This is a genomic window from Xanthomonas translucens pv. undulosa (assembly GCF_017301775.1).
GTDB lineage: Bacteria > Pseudomonadota > Gammaproteobacteria > Xanthomonadales > Xanthomonadaceae > Xanthomonas_A > Xanthomonas_A translucens.
In genome coordinates, this window is record NZ_CP063993.1 from 4,506,037 (window position 1) to 4,526,767 (window position 20,731).

17 protein-coding genes are annotated in these 20,731 nt (G+C 68.9%); all 17 read right to left on the reverse strand.

The window, feature by feature from the left end:
- Positions 1-2: 2 nt before the first annotated feature.
- A complete protein-coding gene (locus ISN38_RS19280; RefSeq protein WP_003470913.1) occupies positions 3-743 on the reverse strand; it encodes a flagellar motor protein in 741 nt (246 codons plus the stop codon).
- 374 nt (positions 744-1,117) lie between these two features.
- Positions 1,118-2,881, reverse strand: a complete 1,764-nt coding sequence (locus ISN38_RS19285) for a chemotaxis protein CheA (protein WP_003470187.1) — start codon at positions 2,879-2,881, stop codon at positions 1,118-1,120.
- Between the two features lie 4 nt (positions 2,882-2,885).
- Positions 2,886-3,494, reverse strand: coding sequence for a protein phosphatase CheZ (locus tag ISN38_RS19290; RefSeq protein WP_003470189.1), 609 nt, complete (start codon positions 3,492-3,494; stop codon positions 2,886-2,888).
- Positions 3,494-3,886, reverse strand: coding sequence for a chemotaxis response regulator CheY (cheY, locus tag ISN38_RS19295; RefSeq protein ID WP_003470190.1), 393 nt, complete (start codon positions 3,884-3,886; stop codon positions 3,494-3,496). The genes ISN38_RS19290 and cheY overlap by 1 nt, the downstream gene beginning before the upstream one ends.
- 18 nt (positions 3,887-3,904) lie before the next feature.
- Positions 3,905-4,654: an RNA polymerase sigma factor FliA gene (locus tag ISN38_RS19300; RefSeq protein WP_003470191.1), complete on the reverse strand. Its 750-nt coding sequence runs from the start codon at positions 4,652-4,654 to the stop codon at positions 3,905-3,907.
- Positions 4,651-5,544: a MinD/ParA family ATP-binding protein gene (locus tag ISN38_RS19305; protein WP_003470192.1), complete on the reverse strand. Its 894-nt coding sequence runs from the start codon at positions 5,542-5,544 to the stop codon at positions 4,651-4,653. Before ISN38_RS19305 ends, ISN38_RS19300 begins: the two co-directional genes overlap by 4 nt.
- Positions 5,531-7,186 (reverse strand): flagellar biosynthesis GTPase FlhF, encoded by a 1,656-nt coding sequence (gene flhF, locus ISN38_RS19310; protein WP_058358782.1) that lies wholly within the window; start codon positions 7,184-7,186, stop codon positions 5,531-5,533. The genes ISN38_RS19305 and flhF overlap by 14 nt, the downstream gene beginning before the upstream one ends.
- Positions 7,187-7,361: 175 nt before the next feature.
- Positions 7,362-9,425, reverse strand: a complete 2,064-nt coding sequence (gene flhA / locus ISN38_RS19315; protein WP_139115954.1) for a flagellar biosynthesis protein FlhA — start codon at positions 9,423-9,425, stop codon at positions 7,362-7,364.
- 17 nt (positions 9,426-9,442) lie between these two features.
- Positions 9,443-10,573, reverse strand: a complete 1,131-nt coding sequence (gene flhB, locus ISN38_RS19320) for a flagellar biosynthesis protein FlhB (RefSeq protein WP_003469342.1) — start codon at positions 10,571-10,573, stop codon at positions 9,443-9,445.
- 127 nt (positions 10,574-10,700) lie between these two features.
- Positions 10,701-13,598, reverse strand: coding sequence for a diguanylate cyclase (locus tag ISN38_RS19325; RefSeq protein WP_068873455.1), 2,898 nt, complete (start codon positions 13,596-13,598; stop codon positions 10,701-10,703).
- A gap of 217 nt (positions 13,599-13,815) precedes the next feature.
- Complete coding sequence (locus ISN38_RS19330; RefSeq protein ID WP_241753970.1) at positions 13,816-16,779, reverse strand: ligand-binding sensor domain-containing diguanylate cyclase; 2,964 nt, start codon at positions 16,777-16,779, stop codon at positions 13,816-13,818.
- Between the two features lie 136 nt (positions 16,780-16,915).
- Complete coding sequence (gene fliR / locus ISN38_RS19335) at positions 16,916-17,707, reverse strand: flagellar biosynthetic protein FliR (protein WP_003469345.1); 792 nt, start codon at positions 17,705-17,707, stop codon at positions 16,916-16,918.
- 151 nt (positions 17,708-17,858) lie between these two features.
- Positions 17,859-18,131 carry a flagellar biosynthetic protein FliQ gene (locus ISN38_RS19340; RefSeq protein ID WP_003469346.1) on the reverse strand — a complete coding sequence of 91 codons (273 nt, stop codon included), beginning with the start codon at positions 18,129-18,131 and terminating at the stop codon, positions 17,859-17,861.
- 4 nt (positions 18,132-18,135) lie between these two features.
- Positions 18,136-18,957 (reverse strand): flagellar type III secretion system pore protein FliP, encoded by an 822-nt coding sequence (gene fliP, locus ISN38_RS19345; protein ID WP_003469347.1) that lies wholly within the window; start codon positions 18,955-18,957, stop codon positions 18,136-18,138.
- Positions 18,958-18,959: 2 nt separating this feature from the next.
- The gene (gene fliO / locus ISN38_RS19350) at positions 18,960-19,376 is read right to left on the reverse strand and encodes a flagellar biosynthetic protein FliO (RefSeq protein ID WP_003469348.1); all 417 of its coding nucleotides are present in this window, start codon (positions 19,374-19,376) and stop codon (positions 18,960-18,962) included.
- Positions 19,373-19,711, reverse strand: coding sequence for a flagellar motor switch protein FliN (gene fliN / locus ISN38_RS19355; protein ID WP_003469349.1), 339 nt, complete (start codon positions 19,709-19,711; stop codon positions 19,373-19,375). Before fliN ends, fliO begins: the two co-directional genes overlap by 4 nt.
- Positions 19,708-20,721, reverse strand: coding sequence for a flagellar motor switch protein FliM (gene fliM / locus ISN38_RS19360; protein WP_003469350.1), 1,014 nt, complete (start codon positions 20,719-20,721; stop codon positions 19,708-19,710). Before fliM ends, fliN begins: the two co-directional genes overlap by 4 nt.
- Positions 20,722-20,731: the final 10 nt, after the last annotated feature.

Here is a 20,731-nt window from a genome sequence, read left to right on the forward strand (position 1 = left end):
GGTCAATGCAAGAAGCCGGCCAGCTTCGATTCGATGTTGCGCGGGTTCTCGCCCTGGGCGATGGCGATGAGTCCTTCGATGATCATTTCGCGCTCGCCGCTGCTGTGCTTGATCACGCTCTTGAGCTTGCTGGCCATCGGCAGGAACAGCAGGTTGGCCGAGGCGATGCCGTAGATGGTGGCGGTGAACGCGGCAGCGATGCCGTGGCCGAGCTTGCTCGGGTCGGCGAGGTTCTTCATCACCGCGATCAGGCCCAGCACCGCGCCGATGATGCCCATCGTCGGCGCGTAGATGCCCATGCCTTCGAACACCTTCGCCGCGGCCAGGTCGCAGTGCTCCTGGCCGTCGAGGTCGATCTCCAGCATGTGCCGGATCGATTCCGGCTCCACTCCGTCGACCAGCATCTGCAGGCCCTTGCGCACGAACGGGTCGTGCTGCTGCTGCACCTGGTTCTCCAGGCCGAGCAGGCCCTGGCGGCGGGCGATGTTGCTCCACTCCACGATCTGCTGCAGCAGCGCCTGGCGATCGCTGGACGGCGGATGCAGGATCCACTTGGCGATCTGGAACGCGCGCTTGAACACCGCCGGCGGGGTATGCACCAGGATCGCGGCGATGGTGCCGACGATCACGATCACGAACGCGGCCGGCGACCACAGCGCCGAGACGCCGGCGCCCTTGAGGATGCTGCCGCCGACCAGCGAAGCGATCGCCAACAGCAAGCCAATGAGACTGAGTTTGTCCATGCAGAAACTATCGGCAGCGAGGGGAGGGACTTGATGGTGGGACTCGGGACTCGGGACTCGGGACTCGGGACTCGGGACTCGGGACTCGGGACTCGGGACTCGGGATTTTCGCAAGTTCGGCGCATTTCTGCTTTTCTGTAGGAGGGGCTTCAGCCCCGACGCCTTACCGGTAAGGCGTCGGGGCTGAAGCCCCTCCTACAGAAAAAGCAGCTGCGCCGGAGCTGCAAAAAAAGCCACTTTTTTTTAAAAAAATCGGCCCTTTTTGCATCAAATCGCTTGACATCGATTTACCCCGGGAAATCATCAATCCCGAGTCCCGAGTCCCGAGTCCCGAGTCCCGAGTCCCGAGTCCCGAGTCCCGAGTCCCGAGTCGCTCAGCTCTTCAACCCGTCCACATCCAGGATCAGCGCCAGCCGGCCATCGCCGATCAGGGTCGCGCCGGCGTAGCCGGGCAGGCCGCGCAGTGCGCGCGGCAGCGGTTTGATCACCACTTCCTCGCGGCCACGGACCTGGTCCACGACCAGGCCCATGCGCGATTCGCCGGCCTGTAGCACCACCACGGTCAGCAGCGGCAGTTCCGGCGCTTCGATGTTCAACCAGTGGCGCAGGTCCACCAGTGGCAAGGTGTGCGATTGCCGGTCCAGCACGGCGCGGCCGTCGAACCAGCCCAGCGCGCGGCGCGGCGCGTGCAGCACTTCCACCACGCGTGCCAGCGGCAGCGCATAGACGGTGTCGCCGGCCTGCACCAGCAGGGTCGGCAGGATCGCCAGGGTCAGCGGCACGCGGATCAGAAAGCGGCTGCCGCGGCCGAGTTCGGACTGGATCTGGATCTGTCCGCTGAGTTCGCGGATGCGCGACTGCACCACGTCCATGCCGACGCCGCGGCCGGAGATGTCGGTGACTTCGGCCTTGGTCGAGAAACCGGGCAGGAACACCAGGTGCAGGCACTCCTCGGTGGTCAGGCGCGCGGCGGCTTCCGGATCGATCAGACCCTTCTCGCGCGCCTTCTGCCGCAGGCGTTCGGGGTCGATGCCGGCGCCGTCGTCCTGTACTTCGATGCTGACGTAGTCGCCTTCCTGCTGCGCCGACAGGCGCACATGGCCGCCGCGCGGCTTGCCGGTGGCTTCGCGCAGCGCCGGCGTCTCGATGCCGTGATCGATCGCGTTGCGCACCAGGTGCACCAGCGGATCGGCCAGCGCCTCGACCAGGTTGCGGTCGAGTTCGGTGTCGGCGCCGATCAGTTCCAGGTCCACTTCCTTGTTCAGGGAGCGGGCGACGTCGCGCGCGACCTTGGGGAAGCGCGAGAACACCTTGCCGACCGGCTGCATGCGGGTGCGCATCACCGCCGATTGCAGGCGCGAGGTGGCGATGTCCAGGCTGCTGACCGCGCGGTCCAGTTCTTCGTCGCGCAGCCGCACGCGCAGGGTCTTGAGCCGGTTGCGCGACAGCACCAGTTCGCCGATCAGGTTGACGATCGCGTCCAGACGCTTGGTGTCCACGCGCACGGTCTGTTCGGGTTCGGCGCTCTTGGTGGGCGCCGCCGCGGCCTTCGGCGCGGGCGGGACTCGGGACTCGGGACTCGGGACTCGTGAAAGCTGCGCTCCGGCGCCGGGAGCGGCACCGTGCAAGTTGTCCAGTAGGGCTTCGAATTCGTCGTCGCTGATCAATTCGGAATCGGCGGAACTGGCCGCTGCATGTGCAGCGCTTTTGCCGGGTCCCGAGTCCCGAGTCCCGGGTCCCGACGGCACGGCGGTTTCTTCGCCGCTGGTCGCAAACTGCGCGATCAGCTGTTGCGGCGCGCGCGGCGGTTCGCTGCCGCTGCCGAACGCGTCGAGCATCGATTGCAGGTAGTCCAGCGACTGCTGCGCGGCGTCGAAGTGCCGCGCCTGCAGTGTGGCCTGGCCGGCGCGCGCCTGGCCCAGGGTGTCCTCGGCGGCGTGGCACAGCTCGACCATGGCGTTGATCGCCAGAAATCCAGCGCCGCCCTTGAGCGTATGGAAACCGCGGAACACCGCGTTGAGCTGCTCGCTGTCCTCGGGCGCATGCTCCAGCGACACCAGTTGCTCGCCGAGCCGGTCCAGGATTTCCTGGGCCTCGATGATGAAGTCAGCAGCGATGTCGTCGGGCACGGCGCTCATGGCGTTACAGCCCCAATCCGGACAATAGATCGTCGGCGTCGTCCTGCGACACGCCGTGTCGGTCCAGACCGGCCAGCGCCGGGCCGGCCAGGCCGCCGTCGGGTTTCTTGTCGTCCTTCGGCGGCAGGCCGAGCGCGCCGAAGCCCTCGTGTACGCGGCGCACGATGGTCGCCACGCGACGGATGATCTGCCCGGTCAGGTCCTGGAAGCTCTGCGCCAGGGCCATCTCGGTGAGGTTGTGGCGGATTTTGTCGAGGATCTCGCCCTGGTCGCCGGTCAGGCCGCCGGCGCGCAGCTGATCGGCCAGCGCGCGGCATTCCTCTGCCAGGTCCAGGGTGCGGTGGCTGGCCTGTTCGGTCATCGCCACCACGTGGTCCAGGCGCGAGCAGGCATCGTCCAGCTCCCCGGCTTCGGAAGGGATGGTGGGCAGCTCGCCGAGCGCCTGTCCCAGGTCGCGCGCCAGCCGGCTCAGGCCCTGCATCATCGGCCGCGTGCGCCAGGCGGCGAGCGTGTCGATTTCCTTGCGCCAGGCGGCTTCGTCGCCACGCTCCAGTGCGTCCAGCGCACCTTGCAGGCGTTCGATCAGGGCGCTGCGTTCGGCGGTGGCTTGCATCAGGCGGTCGCTCCCATGCGCTCGAAGATCTTGCCGAGCTTCTCCTGCAGCGTCTGCGCGGTGAACGGCTTGATGATGTAGCCGTTCACGCCGGCCTGGGCCGCTTCGATGATCTGCTCGCGCTTGGCCTCGGCGGTCACCATCAGCACCGGCAGGTGCTTGAGCTTGTCGTCGGCGCGGACGTTGCGCAGCAGGTCGATGCCGGTCATGCCGGGCATGTTCCAGTCGGTGACGATGAAGTCGAACGGTGCCGAGCGCAGTGCCGCCAGCGCACTGTTGCCGTCTTCGGCCTCTGCAGTGTTGGTGAAGCCCAGATCGCCGAGCAGATTCTTGACGATGCGCCGCATCGTCGAGAAATCGTCCACGATCAAAATCCGCATGTTCTTGTTCACCGCTAACTCCCTTGGGTCTTATTCTTCGTCTTCCAGGCCGGCGTCTGCCGCTTCGAACGCTTTCAAGCGTCCGCGCAAGCGTACCGTGGCCTGGCCGTGGATCTGGCAGACGCGCGACTCGCTGACACCGAGCACCGCGCCGATTTCCTTCAGGTTCAATTCCTGTTCGTAGTACAGCGACAGCACCAGCTGCTCGCGCTCGGGCAACTGCCCGATCGCCTTGCCCAGCTCGCGGCCGAACTCGCTGCGTTCCAGCATTTGCTGCGGATTGGGGCCGCCCTTGGCGATGGTGTCCAGCTCGCCATGGTCTTCGACCCGCGACTCCAGGCTCAGCACCTGGCCGCGTGCGGCATCTTCCATCAATCGCATGTAGTCGGGAAGCGGCATATCCATCGCGGCGGCCACTTCGTTGGCGGCGGCGGCACGGCCGGTGCTCTGTTCGATCTTGCGCACCGCCGAGGCGGCGTCGCGGGCGCGGCGGTGCACCGAGCGCGGCACCCAGTCGCCGCGGCGGATCTCGTCGATCATCGAGCCGCGGATGCGGATCGAGGCGTAGGTCTCGAACGAGGCGCCCTGGTCGGCGTCGTAGCTGCGCGAGGCCTCGATCAGGCCGATCATGCCGGCCTGGATCAGGTCGTCGATCTCGACGCTGGCCGGCAGCCGCGCCGCCAGGTGGTGGGCGATGCGCCGCACCAGGTCCGAATGCTGGGCGATGTAGTCGTTGGAACTGTTGCGCTGCACGGCGCGGTACTGGGCGGCGGCGTTCATGCGGCGACTCCCCGTTGGATGATCCGTTCGACGAAGAACTCGACGTTGCCGCGTGGCGCGGTCGGCGCCTGCCAGCGCGAGGTGCGGCGGGCGATTTCGGCGATCGCCTGCGCCGACGGGCTGGACGGGTAGGCCTTGACCACCGGCTGCTGGCGCTGCACCGACAGGCGCAGCCAGTCGTCTTGCGGCACGCAGCCCAGATAGTTCAGCGACACGTCGCCGAGGAACTTCTCGCATACCCGACTCAGCTTGTCGTACAGCAGGCGGCCTTCGTTGGGGTCGCGGACCATGTTGGCGACGATCTGCATCCGGTCCACGCCGCGTTCGCGCGACAGTACCTTGATCAGCGCGTAGGCGTCGGTGATCGAGGCCGGCTCGTCGCAGACCACCACCACCGCGTCCTGCGCGGCCTGGCAGAAGGTCAGCACGCTGTCGGTGATGCCGGCGGCGGTGTCGATGATCATCATGTCCAGGTCGCGCTGCAGCTCGGAGAACACGTTGACCAGGCCGACGTGCTGCGCGGGCGGCAGTTCGGCCATGTGCCGGCGGCCGGAGGCGGCGGGCACCACCATCAACCCGTTGGGCATGTCGATCAGCACTTCTTCCAGGGTGCAGCGCCCGGCGACCAGGTCGGCCAGGGTGAACCTGGGGGTCAGTCCGAGCAGCACGTCGACGTTGGCCAGGCCAAGGTCGGCGTCCAGCAGCAGGGTGCGCTTGCCCATGTCGGCCAGCGCCATCGACAGGTTGACCGAGATGTTGGTCTTGCCCACGCCGCCCTTGCCGCCGGTCACGGCGATCGTGCGCACCGGGCCTAGCGGACCCAGCGGTTCGCTGCGGGTTGCCGACAGGGGGAAGGCATTGGTGAGATTGGCGTAATCACGCGACGGCATGGTTCTGCTCCGGAGTACAGGGCTTATCGGCAGCGCGCCGCAAATCTTCAAGGCGCAATACCAGGCTGGCGGCGTTGGCGCGGTGCAGGTCGTCCGGCACGCGCTGACCATCGGTCACCCAGGTGATGGGAAGCCGGTGGTCCGCGACCACCGACAGGGCACTGCCAAACCGCCCGGTTTCATCCAGCTTGGTCAAGATCACCCCCTGTGGATCGGCGCCGGCGAACCGGCGCACCACCTCGTCCAGGTCGGAGAAATGCGCGTTGGCAGGGAGTACTAGCAAGGACCGGACCACGCGCGAGGCGCGCAGCCAGTGCAATTGTGCGGCCAGGGCGCGGTCGCGCTGGCCCATGCCGGCGGTGTCGATCAGCACCAGCTTGTAGTCGCGCAGGCGCTCCAGCAGCTGCTGCAGGGCGGCGTCGCTGTCGGCCTCGTGCACGGCGATGCCGAGCTGGCGGCCGTAGCTGTGCAACTGTTCGCGGCCGCCGACGCGGATGGTGTCGGTGGTGACCAGGGCCACGTCGCGGGCGGCGTGGCGTTCCAGGAAGCGCGAGGCCAGCTTGGCGATGGTCGTGGTCTTGCCGGCGCCGGTGGGGCCGATCAGGGCGATCACGCCGCCTTCCTCGATCGGATCCAGCGGCGCGATCGGCAGGCGCTTGGACAGCAGCCCCAGCATCAGCCCGCGGCCGCGGTGCAGCTCCAGGTCGGCGGGGATCTGCATGACCACGTCGCGGATCAGGCCGCTGTCGAAGCCGTAGTCGTCCATCAGCTCCAGCGCCTGGGCGCGCACCGGCGAACCGCGCAGGCGCTCGTCGGTGAGCCGGTTCATTTCGCGCTCGATCATCTGCCGCATCAGTGCCAGTTCGTCGCGCAGCTGAGTCAATTGTTCGTCGTTCTGCGCTGCCGGGAAGCTCGGCACCGGTGTCAGGGCCGGCAGCGCCAGGATCCCGGCGCTGGCGGCAACGGGGGCCGGCGCCGTCGCGGCAACGATCGGTTCGGCGCTGGGCGCAGTCGGGGCGCCCGGCGTGGTGGCCGGGCTCAGCGACACCGCGGCGATGTCCTCGAGCCAGGCCGGCACGGCGGCGGCGCTCGCAGCGGCGCTGGCCGCTGCGGCGAACGGGCTTGCCATCGGCACGCTGATCGGCGCGTTGCGGAACACGTCCTCGGGAATGCGGAATTCGGCGAAGGGCGCGGCGGCGGGAGCCGGGGCAGGGGCCTGCGGCGCGGCGGCTGGACGGCTCGGTGCGGGTGCGGTGCCGGCCGGCATCGCCGAGACGGCGATTGCGGCGGGCTGGGTCAGCGGCCGCGCCGGCGCCGGCTGGGCCATGCCGGCCGTAGCCGGGGAGCGACGCTCGCTGATCGCGGCCATCATCGCCATCGCCGGGTTGGCCGTGGCGCCGGACTTGGCCGCACGCGGCGCGGGGTTGGCGGCCGACACCTGCAGCCGCGGCGCCGGCTCTTCCGGACGCGCCGCGTCCAGGGCCTGCTGCACCAGCGCTTCGTCGTAGTTGCTGGCGGCGACGATCTCGATGCCCTCGTCGGTGCGCCGGTTGGACAGGATTACCGCATCCGGACCGTGCTCGTCGCGCACCATACGGAACGCGGTGCGCATGTCGGGAGCTACGAAGCGTTTGATTTTCATGCGGATACCTTCGGGGCGGGGCTCGGGACTCGGGACCCGGGACGCGGCAACAGCTTGGGGGCCGCAGCTTGCGATCGCGTTTGGATGTGGATGTGTTTACGAGAATTCATTTGTCTATTCCGATTCCTGACCGTTGCGCTTCCGAGTCCCGAGTCCCTAGTCCCGGGTCCCGGCTTCAACTAATCGTTCCCACCAGCTTCAGCCGCTTGTCTTCCGGTACTTCGCTGTAGGACAGCACCGACAGCGAGGGCACACTGTGGCGGACCAGCCTGGCCAGCGCGGCGCGGACTTGCGCCGGCACCAGCACCACGGCCGGTTCGTTGCGCGCTTCCTGCTTGCTGACGCATTCGGCCAGGCTCTGGTGCAGTCGCTCGGCCAAGCCTGGTTCGAGCGCGGCACCGTTGCCTTGCGTAGAGTCTTGCAAGACACGTTCCAATTGCGGGGCCAGGGTGTACACCGGCAGTTCGGCGGACATTCCCGAGATTTCCTGGACGATGAACCGGCCCAGCGCGTTGCGCACCGCGGCGGTGAGCACGCCGGGTTCTTGACTCTGCGGGGCCTGTTCGACCAGCGCTTCGACGATCTTGCGCAGCTGCCGAACCGGGATCTTCTCGATCAGCAGGTTCTGCAGCACGCGCACCACCACCGACAGCGGCAGCGCCTTGGGGGTGAGGTCCTCGACCAGCTTCGGCGCGCTCTTGGCCAGCGTGGCCAGCAACTGCTGCACTTCCTCGTGGCCGAGCAGCTCCGGGGCGTGCTCGCGGATCAGGTGCGACAGGTGGGTGGCGATCACCGTGGCCGGATCGACCACGGTGTAGCCCATGGTCTCGGCCTGGGCGCGCTGGTGCGGCTGGATCCAGATCGCGTCCAGGCCAAACGCGGGATCCTTGCCGGGAATGCCGTCGATCTTGCCCAGGGCGCCGCCCGGGTCCAGCGCCAGTTCGCGGTCGGGATGGATGTCGGCGGTGGCCACCGGCACCCCGTGCACCAGCAGGCGGTAGGCGTTGGCCGGCAGTTCCAGGTTGTCGCGGATGTGCACCGGCGGGATCAGGAAGCCGATGTCCTGGGTCAGCTTGCGGCGCACGCCCTTGATCCGCGCCATCAGTTCGCCGCCCTGGGTCTTGTCCACCAGCGGGATCAGCCGGTAGCCGACCTCCAGGCCCAGCGGGTCGATCGGGCGCAGTTCGTCCCAGCCCAGTTCGGCGCTGGCCTGCGCGCCGGCGGTGGCGGCCTGCTGCGCCGGATCCGGCTTGGCCTCTTCCGGCAGCAGGCTGCGCTTCCACATTTTCCACGCCAGCAGGCCCAGGATCAGCGCCAGCGTCAAGAAAGCGACGTTGGGCATGCCCGGGACCAGGCCGACCAGGCCCAGGATCGCCGCAGCGACCGCCAGCGCTTTGTGCTGGCCGAACACCTGGCCCATCATCGAGGCGCCCATGTCCTGCGAGCGCGAGGCGCGGGTGACCAGCATCGCCACCGCCGAGGACACCAGCAGCGCCGGCAGCTGCGCTACCAGGCCGTCGCCGATCGACAGAAGGGTATAGGTGGACGCGGCCTGCGCCACCGGCATGCCGTGCTGCAGGACGCCGACCGCCATGCCGCCGATCAAGTTGATGAACAGGATCAGGATGCCGGCGATGGCGTCGCCGCGGATGAACTTGCTGGCGCCGTCCATCGAGCCGTAGAAGTCGGCTTCCTCGCGGACTTCCTCGCGCCGCGCCTTGGCTTCCTCGCGGGTCAGCAGGCCGGCGTTGAGGTCGGCGTCGATCGCCATCTGCTTGCCGGGCATGGCGTCGAGGATGAAGCGCGCGGTCACTTCCGACACGCGCCCGGCACCCTTGGTGATGACCACGAAGTTGATGATGGTCAGGATCGCGAACACCACGATGCCGACCGCGTAGTTGCCGCCGATCACGAACTCGCCGAATGCCTCGATGACCTTGCCGGCGGCGCCGTGGCCGTCCTGGCCGTTGATCAGGATCACGCGGGTGGAGGCCACGTTCAGCGCCAGGCGCAGCATGGTGGTCATCAGCAGCACGATCGGGAAGATGCTGAACTCCAGCGGCCGCTTCACGTAGACCACCGCCAGCAGCACCATCAGCGAGATGGCGATGTTGAAGGTGAACAGCGCATCCAGCACCGGCGCGGCCAGCGGCACCACCACCATCGCCAGCATCGCCACCACGATCACCGGCGCACCGAGGCCGTGCTTGATCATGTCCATCATCTTGCGCGTGTTCATTTGCGCGGCGGGCTGGCTCACGGCTTGCTCCCCGGGGCGAATTCATCGACCTCCAGCGGCGGCAACGGCGGCATCGGCCCGCTGCGCCAGGAGCGCAGCTGGTAGACGTAGGAGAGGATCTGGGCCACGGCCGAATACAGTCTCACGGGAATTTCCTTGCCGAGTTGCCCTTCCCTATACAAGGCGCGTGCCAAAGGTGGCGCAGACACCACTGCGACGCGGTGCTGCTCGCCGATCTCGCGAATGCGGAAGGCCAGTTCGTCCACGCCCTTGGCGACCACGGTCGGCGCGCGCATGCGCCCGCTCTCGTATTTCAGCGCCACCGCGTAGTGGGTGGGGTTGACCACCACCACGTCGGCGCTGGGCACCGCCTCCATCATCCGCCGCTGCGACAGCTGCATCTGCATCTGCCGGATGCGGCCCTTGACCTCCGGGCTGCCCTCGCTCTCCTTCATTTCCCGCCGCACTTCGTCGCGGGTCATCTTCAGTTTGCGGGTGTAGTTCCACTTCTGGTACGGCGCGTCGATCGCGGCCAGCAGCGCCAGCGCGCCGGCGGTGTACAGCAGCAGGTTCAGGGTGAAGCCGAGGCCGTCGCCGATCGCCTGTTCCAGCGGGTGCCGCATCAGGCTGCGCAGGCCGTCCACGTTGTTCCAGATGCACAGGCTGGCGGCGCCGCCGACGAAGGCCATGCGCAGCATCGACTTGAATAGCTCGGCCAGGCTTTCCATGCCGTAAAGCCGGTTCAGCCCGGCCATCGGGTTGAGCCGCTCGAACTTGGGGATCAGCGCCGCCCCGGAGAAGCGCAGGCTGCCCATCAGGATCGGCGCGACGAAGCCTGCGGCCACGCAGATGCCGACCAGCGGCAGCGCCACCCACAGCAGCCCCAGCAGCAGTTCGCCGAAATGGCCGAACAGGGCGTCGGGGTTGTCGTGCAGGCTGGGATCCGGGCGCAGCGCGCCCTTCATCCAGGTCACCGCGCCGGCCGCCAGCGAGCCGGACATGCCCATCAGGGCGAAGATGCCGGCGCTGAACACCGCGGCCGTGGCCAGTTCGCGCGACTGCGGGATGTTGCCCTGCTCGCGCGCCTCGCGCAGGCGTTTGTCGGTCGGTTGTTCGGTTTTTTCGGCGCCTTCTTCGTTTTCGGACATGGCGGTGGGGCAAGCCGGGCAGGGGATTCGACCCAGCTTCCTGCAAGGACCATACCATTCGTCCGGCGGCCTGCCAGGCCCGAGCCGTCGCGCCGTTGTCGAACCGCGCGGCCCGCTCGCGCAGGATCTAGGGCTGCTGCAGTTCGACCCGGTTGCGGCCCAGATGCTTGGCCCGGTACAGGGCCTGGTCGGCGCGGGCCAGCAATTGCTGCAGGGTCTCGCCCGGCCGGTGCCAGGCCACGCCGATCGAGGCGGTGACCGTCAGGCTCTGCTTGCCGACCCGTATTGGATGCCCGGCGATCGCCACGCGCAGGTTCTGCAGCCGCTCGTGGGACGGGATCGGCAGCCCCGGCAGCACGCCCAGCAATTCCTCGCCGCCGTAGCGGCCGATCTGGTCCGATTCACACAGATTGGCGTTCAGGCGCTGCGCGACCTTGGTCAGGACCGCGTCGCCGATCAGGTGGCCGTGCGTGTCGTTGATGCGCTTGAAGTGGTCCAGGTCGATCATCGCCACCGCCAGCGGCCAGTCTTCGGCCAGGCTGTGGCGCATCTGCGCGGCCAGCGCATCGAGGATGCCGGCGCGGTTGAGCAGGCCGGTCAGGGAGTCGTGCGAGGCCTTCACCGCCAGGGCGGCGCGGGCGATCTCCAGTTCGCGCTTGTCGTGCTCCAGTTCCTGGGTGCGCAGCGCGACCAGGTCGGCCAGGTGGCGCTCGCGCTGGCGCAGGCGGCGCTCGCGCCAATGCAGCGCGGCGATCGCCAGCCCGCCGCCGAGCAGCGCGTACAGCGCTAGCATGGTCTGGCTGCGCCACCACACCGGCGCCACCGAGAACGCCACCCGCACCGGCGCCGAGGCGCTGTGGCGGTAGGCGTCGAGCAGCTGCAGTTCAAACGTGTAGTCGCCCGGCGCCAGCGGCGGATGCTCGATCTCGAAGTTAGGCGTGTGGATCCAGCGCGTATGCGCGCCTTCTAAGCGGTAGCGCAGCGAGACCCGATTGCGGTCGTCGTACAGGTCCGGCGAACCGGCCTCGATGTGCAGCGGCTCCTCGTTCCAGGGCAGGCGCGCGCCGGCCGCGATCGGATGGCCGCCGCGGCTGAATTCGCTCAGCGTCACCCCTGGCGCGTTGGCCTGGAACAGGCGTTGCGGGGCCAGGATATGGCTGACGCCCTTGCTGGTGCCGATCCACAACGAGCCGTCGTGGTCCTCGAAGAGCGCCGATTCGGAGATGTCGTCCCACAGCAGCCCTTGCGACTGGTTCAGGCGCGACCAGTGGCGGCCGTCGTAGACGTCCACGCCCTGGTTGTGGCCCATCCAGATCCAGCCGTTACGGGTGCGCCGTATCAGGTAGATCTGCAGCTCGCGCTGTTCCGGCTGCACGCTCGGCCGCAACTGCAGGGTGTCGCCGTCGAGCCGGCCCTGCCAGACGCCCGGGTTGTACAGCGCGGCCCAGACCTGGCCGTCTTCCCGGATCAGCAGCTTGCTGACCCACGGCTGCGCCGGCTTGCCGTCCAGCTCCAGCCGGATCGGAGTCCAGGTGCTGCCGCGCAGCCGGAACACGCCGACCGCGCCGGACAGCCACAGGCTGCCGTCGCGGCGCTGCTGGATGTCCGAGTATTCGCTGACGGGCAGCGCCTGCACCCGTTGCGGCATGTCGTCCGATTGTGGCCGCAGCAGGTAAAGGCCATCGGTAGTGAGGATCCAGACCCTGTCGGTGGCATCCAGGAACAGTCGCCTGATCGAGACGCGCAGCCGCGGGTAGCTGCGCAGCAACCGGCCCTGGTGGTCGTGATGGCGCAGCTCGCCCAGCGCGCTGAGGCTCCACAACGATCCGTCCGCCGCGTTGTGCAGGCCCAGGACCTGCGCACCGGCATCGCTCAGCCAGGGCTGAAAGCGTTCGTCGGCGCGGCGCTGGCGGTTGATCCCGGCTTCGTTGCCAAGCAGCAGTGCGCCTTCGCTGTTGCGCAGGATGCTCCAGGTCGGCGCGGTGCTCATGCCCTGGGTGACGTCCCAGTTTTCGATCCAGCCGTAGCCGTTCCAGCGCACCACGCCTTCGCCGTCCACGCTCATCCACAGGTCGCCGGCGTGGTCGAACAGCAGCACTGTGATGCCGCCGTCGGGCAGGCCGTTGCTGTGGTCGAAGCGGCGCCAATGGCCATGCTCCCAACGCAGCAGGCTCTGGCCGCTGCGCATCAGCACCCGCCCTTGCGGGTCGAGCAGCAGCTGCGCCTGCCCGACGACCTGGCGCAGGGGCGCGCCGCCGGGCGGATGCTGCGCGACGAAACGCTCGGCCGCGGCCGGCAATTGCATCAGGTGATGGTCGCCGCGCAGCCACAGCGCGCCGTCGCGGTCGTGCACGACGCCGCGCCAGCGGTCGGGCGGCAGGCCCTGCGCCTGGCCGTAGACCGTCACCGAGCCGTCGGCGGCGACCCGGCACAGCTCCTGGTCGCAGCCCAGCCACAGATTGTCGGCTTCGCTCTGCGCTTCGCCGATCTTGCCCAGCTGCGGCAGCCGCGCCAGCGTCGCTGCGTCGAACAGCGGCTGCAGCCGCCAGCGCCCGCCGGCGCTGGCCACGGCGCGCAACGCCTGCGTGCCGTTGAGCAGCACCATGCCCCAGCGCGGGTTGGCCAGGCGCAGCTTGTTCCTGTGCAGCGCGCCGGTTTCCTCCGGCGCCAGTCGCCGCAGTTGCGTGCCGTCGTCGACGTAGACCGCATCGAAGGTGGTCACCCATAGCCGATGCTCGGCGTCCTCGCTCGCGGCGCTGATGGAATGGCCGCGCTGTCCCTGCAGCGGGACCTGTTCGAAGCGATGGCCATCGAAGCGGTACAGTCCGCTCTCGCTACAGACCCACAGGCTGCCGTTGCCGGTCTGCAGCAGGCAGGTGTTGGCCAGGCCGAGCAGGCCCTGGTCGTGCGCATAGCGGCGCAACGGGATCGACTGCGCGCGCGCGCCGTCGCCCAGCAGCAGCCCCAGGGCCAGCCACAGCAGCAGGGCCTGCAGCGTCCGCAGGCCGGGGCGGTGCGCGGGCATGCCGCGGCCGTCAGCCGCCGCGTGCGCCGCGGCAGTCATTAACGGGGGCTGGCAGGAAATGCGACATCGCGTGCGGCACCGGGCAGGGAAGTGGAGAAGAAGCGCGCGCATTGCCGCGCCCTGTCCGCCGCGGCAGGCGGCCATGGCGATGCACGCGCGCAGGGCGCGACAATCCTTGGTATCGGCCGCGCTGCGGCTGGGCTTGAGCGGCAAACGCTCAGCGCGGCACGGCGTGTCCCGGCTGCGGGTCCAGGTGCAGTTCGACCCGGTTGCGGCCGCCATGCTTGGCCCGGTACAGCGCCTCGTCGGCGCGGCTGAGCAACTGCTGCAGGGTCTCGCCCGGGCGGTGCCAGGCCACGCCGATCGATGCGGTGATCTCGAGCAGGCCGGCGTCGGTCAGGAACGGTGTGGCGCCGATCACCTGGTGCAGCGCCTGCAACCGGTTGTGCGCCGGCGGCAGCAGGCCCGGCAGCACCGCCAGCAGTTCCTCGCCGCCGTAGCGGCCGATCAGGTCGGCACCGCGCAGGTTCGCGTTCATGCGCCGGCCGACCCGCGCCAGCACCGCATCGCCGATCAGATGGCCGTGGCGGTCGTTGATCTGCTTGAAGTGGTCCAGGTCGATCATCGCCACCGCCAGCGCGCTGCCGTCGTTGCGGCTGCGCTGCATCTGCACGGCCAATGCGTCGAGGATGCCGACGCGGTTGAGCAGGCCGGTCAGGTCGTCGCGGACCGCCTTCAGCGCCAGCGCGGCGCGCGCCCGTTCCAGTTCGCGCTTGTCGTGTTCCAGTTCGCGTGTGCGCTCGGCGACCAGCCGCGCCAGGGTGCGCTCGCGGCTCAGCAGCTGCTTCACCCGCCAGTGCCACACCGCGGTCAGCAGCAGCGCCGCGGCCAGCGCGTACGCCATCCACGCCAGCGGGCTGCGCCACCAGGGCGGCAGGATGGTGAACTGCAGGCGCACCACATTGCTGCGGGTGCGCTGGCGTTCGTCCAGCGCCTGCACCTCCAGCGCGTAATGGCCGGGCGACAGCAGGGTGTAGCTGAGATGCGACTGCTGGGTGCTGGCCCATCGCTCCTGCAGGCCCTCGAGGCGGTAGCGGAAGCCGATGGTGTCGCTGCCGCCGACCGCGCCGGGGGCCGAGAAGGCGAACTCCATCGCCTGCTGCGACCACGGCAGCTGCGCGCCGGCGGCGACCGGTTTGCCGGCGCGGGTGGCGCGCAGCAACTGCAGCCACAGCGGCCGCACGGCGAACAGCCGCGTCGGGTCCAGGATCTTGCTGACGCCCTTGCTGTTGCCGATCCACACCGAGTCGTCGGCGTCCTGGAAGAACGCCGATTCGGAGGTGTCGTCCCACAGCAAGCCATCGGCCTGGGTGACCCGGATCCAGCGCCCACCCGACCACAGGTCCAAGCCCTGGCTGCTGCCGATCCATAGCCGCTGCTGCCGGTCCTGGTGCAGCACGTAGGGCACGATCCGCGCCAGCAGCGGGTCGTGGACCTTGCGCAGCGACACGCTGGCGCTGCGCGGGTCGAAATGCCCACGCCAGACCCCGACATCGCCGAACGACAGCCACACCTCGTCGTTGGCGCTGATGCTGAACTTGCCCAGTTCCGCGTCCGGCAGGTCCGTGCCGCGCGGGCGGATCGACTGCCAGCCCTGCGCCTGTCGCAGGTACAGGCCGTTCTGGCCGACCAGCCATAAGCGGTGGCGCGCATCGTAGCCGCCGCCGACGAACTGGTCGCGCGGCAGATCGCGCGCCGGCTGTGCGCTGCGTCCGCCCGCCGGCAGCAGGAACAGGCCGCGGCTGGTTAGGATCCACAGTGTGCCTGTATCGTCGAAGAACATGCATTTCATTGCCGACAGCACCTTGGCCTGCTCGCGCATGCGGCCGCTGCCGCGGTCCAGCCGCAACACCCGCCCTGACGACTGCCCCAGCCACAGGGTGCCGTTGGTCCCATCGACCAGTTGCACCGTCTGCCGCAGCGCCTGCCCGTCGGCGTCGGTCAGCGGCAGCATGCGGCCGCTGACCGGGTCGAGCACGTTGGCGCCCATTTCGCTGCCGACGTACAGGTGGCCGTCGCCGCGGCTGCGCAGGATCGACCAGGTCGGTGCGGTCGCCAGTCCCTGTGGTTCCTCCCAATGCTGGATCAGCCCATAGCCCAGCCAGCGCTGCACGCCGCTGCCGCGGGTACCCATCCACAGGCGGCCCTGGCGATCGCTGAGCAGGGGCGCAATGTTGGGCGCAAGCGCTTCCAGCCCCTGCGCGCGCTCGAAGGCGCGCCACTGCCCGCCGTCCCAGCGCAGCAGGCCGGTGTCGCTGCGGGTCAGCACCCGGCCGGCGGCGTCCTCGACCAGGTTGATGCCCACCGCCATGGTCGACAAGCCGCTACCCGGCGGCGGCGCGCGTTCGCTGAAGCCTGCCGCGCCGGCCGGCCAGGCCAGTATGTGGTGGATGCTGCGCGCCCACAGCGTGCCGTTGCGGTCGCGCAGCAGCGCCAGCCAGATATCCTCGGGAACGCCGTCGGCGGGGCCGAGCCGGCGCAAGTGGCCTTGCGCATCCAGCCGGCATAGCCGGCGGCCGCAGCCCAGCCACAGCGCCTCACCGATCGCGGTGACGCTGTAAACCTCGGTCAGCGGCGCGGCGTCGGCCGTGCGCAGCGCTGCAACCTGCCAGTCGCCAGCGGCGCCTGCGGAGATCCGCAGCGGCCGTTTGTCGCTGAGCACGACGATGTCGTCGCCGAACGCCGCCAGCGATTGGCCCTGGTCGACCCGCAGGCGTCGCCCGTCGGCCGCGGGAACCGCGGCGAAGCGGCGGCCGTCGCCGACGTACAGCGCATTGGATGTGCCGACCCACATGCGTTGCCGGCGATCCTCGGCGATCGCATGCACCAGTGGACTGCCGAAGCCGGTATCGGCGCCGATCTGCTCGAAGCGTTCGCGTTCGTAGCGGTGCAGGCCCAGTTCGGTGCAGGCCCAGACCACGCCGTGCCGATCGGCGTACAGGCAGTTGATGCTCAGGCCCTGCAGGCCGTCAGCCTGGGCGTAGTTGCGGAAACTGTATTCCTGCGCCGCCACGGCGCCGATGCAGGCGCATAGCGCGAGCACGGCGGCGGGCCGCCACGCGATGCCGCGCGACAGTGAGAGCGACAGTGAGGGCGACAGCGGCTGGTGGCTGTTCGGCACGGCGATGACTGGCGTCCCCGGAAGGCACTGCGCAAGGGTGGGTGCTGCGCGTACAGCACCGTTGAAGAGACTATCGGCGCAATCGCGCAAGGCTTGAATCGCGCAAGGCCCGGCAGCGCGCCTGCGCCGGCCGATTCTAAGCGGTGACCTGGCGCGCGGCGTCGAAGGCGGCATCGAACAGGCGCTGCACCGGCGGCCCCATCTCGCCGACCAGCACCGCCAGCAGCGCCAGGCCCAGCACCACCGCCACCGGCAGGCCGAGCTGGATCGGATTCAGTGCCGGCGCGGCCTTGGCCAGTGCGCCGAACGCCAAGTTCACCGCCAGCATCGCCACCATTACCGGCAGCGCCAGGGTCACTGCGCCGCGCATCATGCTCATGAAGAAATCCGGCGCCACCGAGGCCATCGCCTGCGCGTCCGGCAGGGCGTTGCCGATCGGCAGCGCCTTGTAGCTGTCCACCAGCAGCGCCACCACCGCCAGATGGCCGTTGGCGGTGAAGAACAGCAGGCCGAAGGCCAGGTAGAACCATTGCCCGATCACCCCGGAGGTGACCCCGCGCAGCGGATCGGCCATCTGCGCGAAGCCCAGGCCGGTGCTCTGCGAGACCAGTTCGCCGGCCATCGCGCCGGCTTCGAAGATCAGCCGCAACATGAAGCCCATGCTCGCCCCGACCGCCAGTTCGCGCGCCACGCTCAGCACCACCGCGGCGTCGAAGCCGTTCCAGTCCGGCACCGGCGGCAGCAGCGGCGCCAGCGCCATCGCCAGCGTCGCCGCCAGCATCACCCGCACCCGCGCCGGCACCGCGCGGCTGCCGACCAGCGGCATCGCCATCAGCATCGCGCCAATGCGCAGCATGGTCCACAGGATTGCGCCGACCATCGCGAAGGCCTGTTGGCCATCGATGACCATTTGGGTGGCGGAATCCATCAGGCGGGGACCGGGGAGCGGGGGGGACAGGCCGGGACCGGGGACCGGCGACCGGGGACCCGATGGGCGCGTATCGGGAAAGCCCCGAGGTTACCCCTGCTTTTCCCGGTCTCCGGTCCCCGGTCCCCGGTCCCGTTCTCGCCAGCCACGCCTAGCCCCCGATCAGATGCGGAATGCGCTGGAACAGCATGGTGGTGTACTCGACCAGATGCGCCAGCAGCATGCTGCCGGTGGCGAACAGCATCGCGGTCAGGGTGATGACCTTGGCGATGAAGGCGATGGTCGGTTCGTTGAGTTGGGTGGCGGCCTGGAACACGCCGATCACCACGCCGACCACCAGCATCGACAGCAGCAGCGGGCCGGCCACCCACAGCACGGTGATCAGGCCGCCGCGCAGTTCGGTCAGGGCCAGTTCGGGACTCATCGGCTCAGACTCCGTTGAAGCTGGCGGCGAGGGTGCCGACCGTCAGCACCCAGCCGTCGACCAGCACGAACAGCAGGATCTTGAACGGCGCGGAGATCAGCATCGGCGACATCATCATCATGCCCATCGACATCAGCACACTGGCCACCACCAGGTCGATGATCACGAACGGGATGAAGATCAGGAAACCGATCTCGAACGCGGTCTTCAGCTCCGAGGTCACGAACGAGGCTACCAGCACCGGGAACGGGATCGCGTCGGGGCCGCTGTAGGTGCCGTTGCCGGCCATGCCGGCGAAGGTCATCAGGTCGGCCTCGCGCACCTGCGCCAGCATGAACGCGCGCAGCGGCTGGGTGGTCAGGGTCCAGGCGGTCTGGAAGTCGAGCTGGCCGTTGAGGTAGGGGCTCATGCCCTGGCCCCAGGCCTTTTCCCACACCGGCATCATCACCAGCGCGGTTAGGAACAGCGCCAGGCCCATCAGCACCTGGTTGGACGGGGTCTGCCCGGTACCCATCGCCTGGCGCAGCAGGCCGAGCACGATGGTGATCCGGGTGAACGCGGTCAGCACCAGCAGCATCGACGGCAGCAGGGTGAGCGCGGTCATCAGCATCAGGGTCTGCAGCGGCAGGCTCACCTGCTGCGCGCCGACCTTGCCGACGTTCACTTCCGGCAGCGAGGGCAGGGTCGGCGCGGCGTTCTGCGCGGCCGGCGCGGCGGGTGCCGCGGGCGCGGCCTGGGCCCAGCCAAGCGCCGGCAGCAGGCTCAGCGTCAGCAGGATCAGCAGCAGGCGCAGGCCGCGCGCGTAGCGGTTCCAACGAAGCACCATGGTCATTTGTCCTTGCGCAGCTTTTGTGCCAGCAGCTGGGCGAAATCGGGGAAGTGCTTGAGCTGCCTGAGGTTCGGCAGCGATGGCGCCGGCGCTTGCGGCAGCGGCTCGGGCAGGTGATGCAAGGTGCGTACCCCGCCCGGCGACACTCCGAGCAGCAGCTGCTCGCCGTTGACGTCGATCACCACCACGCGCTCCTTGGCGCCGACCGCCAGGCTGGCCACCACGCGCAGGCCCTCGGCCGGGCGGAAGCCGCTGCCGGGCAGACGCTTGAGCACCCAGGCCATGCCCAGGATCAGCCCCAGCACCAGCAACAGGGCGAACACCGCACCGATCAGGCTCGGCGGCGAGGGCGCGGCGCTGCCGACGCCCGAGGCGGACTTGGCCGCCTGGGTGGCGGCTGCGAGCAACAGGCTCACCGCAGTCTCCGGATGCGCTCGCTGGGGCTGACCACGTCGGTCAGGCGCACGCCGAAGCGGTCGTTGATCGTCACCACCTCGCCGTGCGCGATCAGGGTGCCGTTGACGTACACGTCCAGCGGCTCGCCGGCGCCGCGCTCCAGTTCCACCACCGAACCCTGGTTGAGCTGCAGCAGGTTGCGGATCGGGATGCGGTTGCGGCCGACTTCCAGCGACAGCGTCACCGGTACGTCCAGGATCATGTCCAGGTTCAGTTCGCCGCCGTCGCTGCCGGCTTCCGGCTGCAGGCTGTCGAACTGGGCCGGGACCGGCTCGGGGATTTCGTTCTGGCTCATGACGCGTCTTCCTGCAGGGCGGGGGTGGGGCGGCGGCGCAGCGCGCCCGGGGGTTGGGTCGAAGTGATCTTCACGGCGTTCTGGCCGCGCGAAATGCCGAACTCGCCGGTGAACACCGGGATGTTCTCCACGCACAGCGGCACGTGTTTGGGCAAATCGATCGGCAGCACGTCGCCGATCTTCAGCCGGGTCAGCTCGCGCAAGGTCATCTGTTTCTGCGCCAGCACGCTGGAGACGGTGACCTCGGCGGTATTGAGCTGCTCGCGCAGCATGATGTTCCAGCTCTCGTCGCGGTCCACGCGGTCGCTCTGGATGCCGGCGTCGAGCAGTTCGCGGATCGGTTCCAGCATCGAATACGGCAGGGTGATGTGAATCTCGCCGCCGCCGCCTTCCAGCTCCACGTGGAAGCGGCTGACCACCACGTATTCGCGCGGGGTGACGATGTTGGCGAAGTGCGGGTTGACCTCGGAATTGAGGTACTCGAACTCCACGTCCATCACCGGCGCCCAGGCCTCGTGCAGGTCGGCGAAGGTCTGCTTGAGCATCAGCTGGATCACGCGCATCTCGGTCGGCGTGAATTCGCGGCCTTCGATGCGGGTGGGGTAGCGGCCGTCGCCGCCGAAGAAGTTGTCGACCACGGTGAACACCAGGGTCGGTTCGAACACGATCAGGCCGGTGCCGCGCAGCGGCTTGAACTTGATCAGGTTGAGATTGCTCGGCACGTACAGCGAGTGCATGTAGTCGTTGAACTTGATCAGGTCGATGCCGCGCACCGACATGTCGGCCGAACGCCGGATCAGGTTGAACAGGCCGATGCGCCACAGCCGCGCGAAGCGCTCGTTGACCATCTCCAGGGTCGGCATGCGCCCGCGGATGATCCGGTCCTGGCTGGAGAAATCGTACTGGCGCGCTTCGCCGGGCTCCGGCGGTGCCGGCCCGGTGTCCACCGCGCCGGCATCGACGCCATGCAGCAGGGCATCGATTTCGTCTTGGGAAAGCAGATCGGTCATCGTCGTCGGC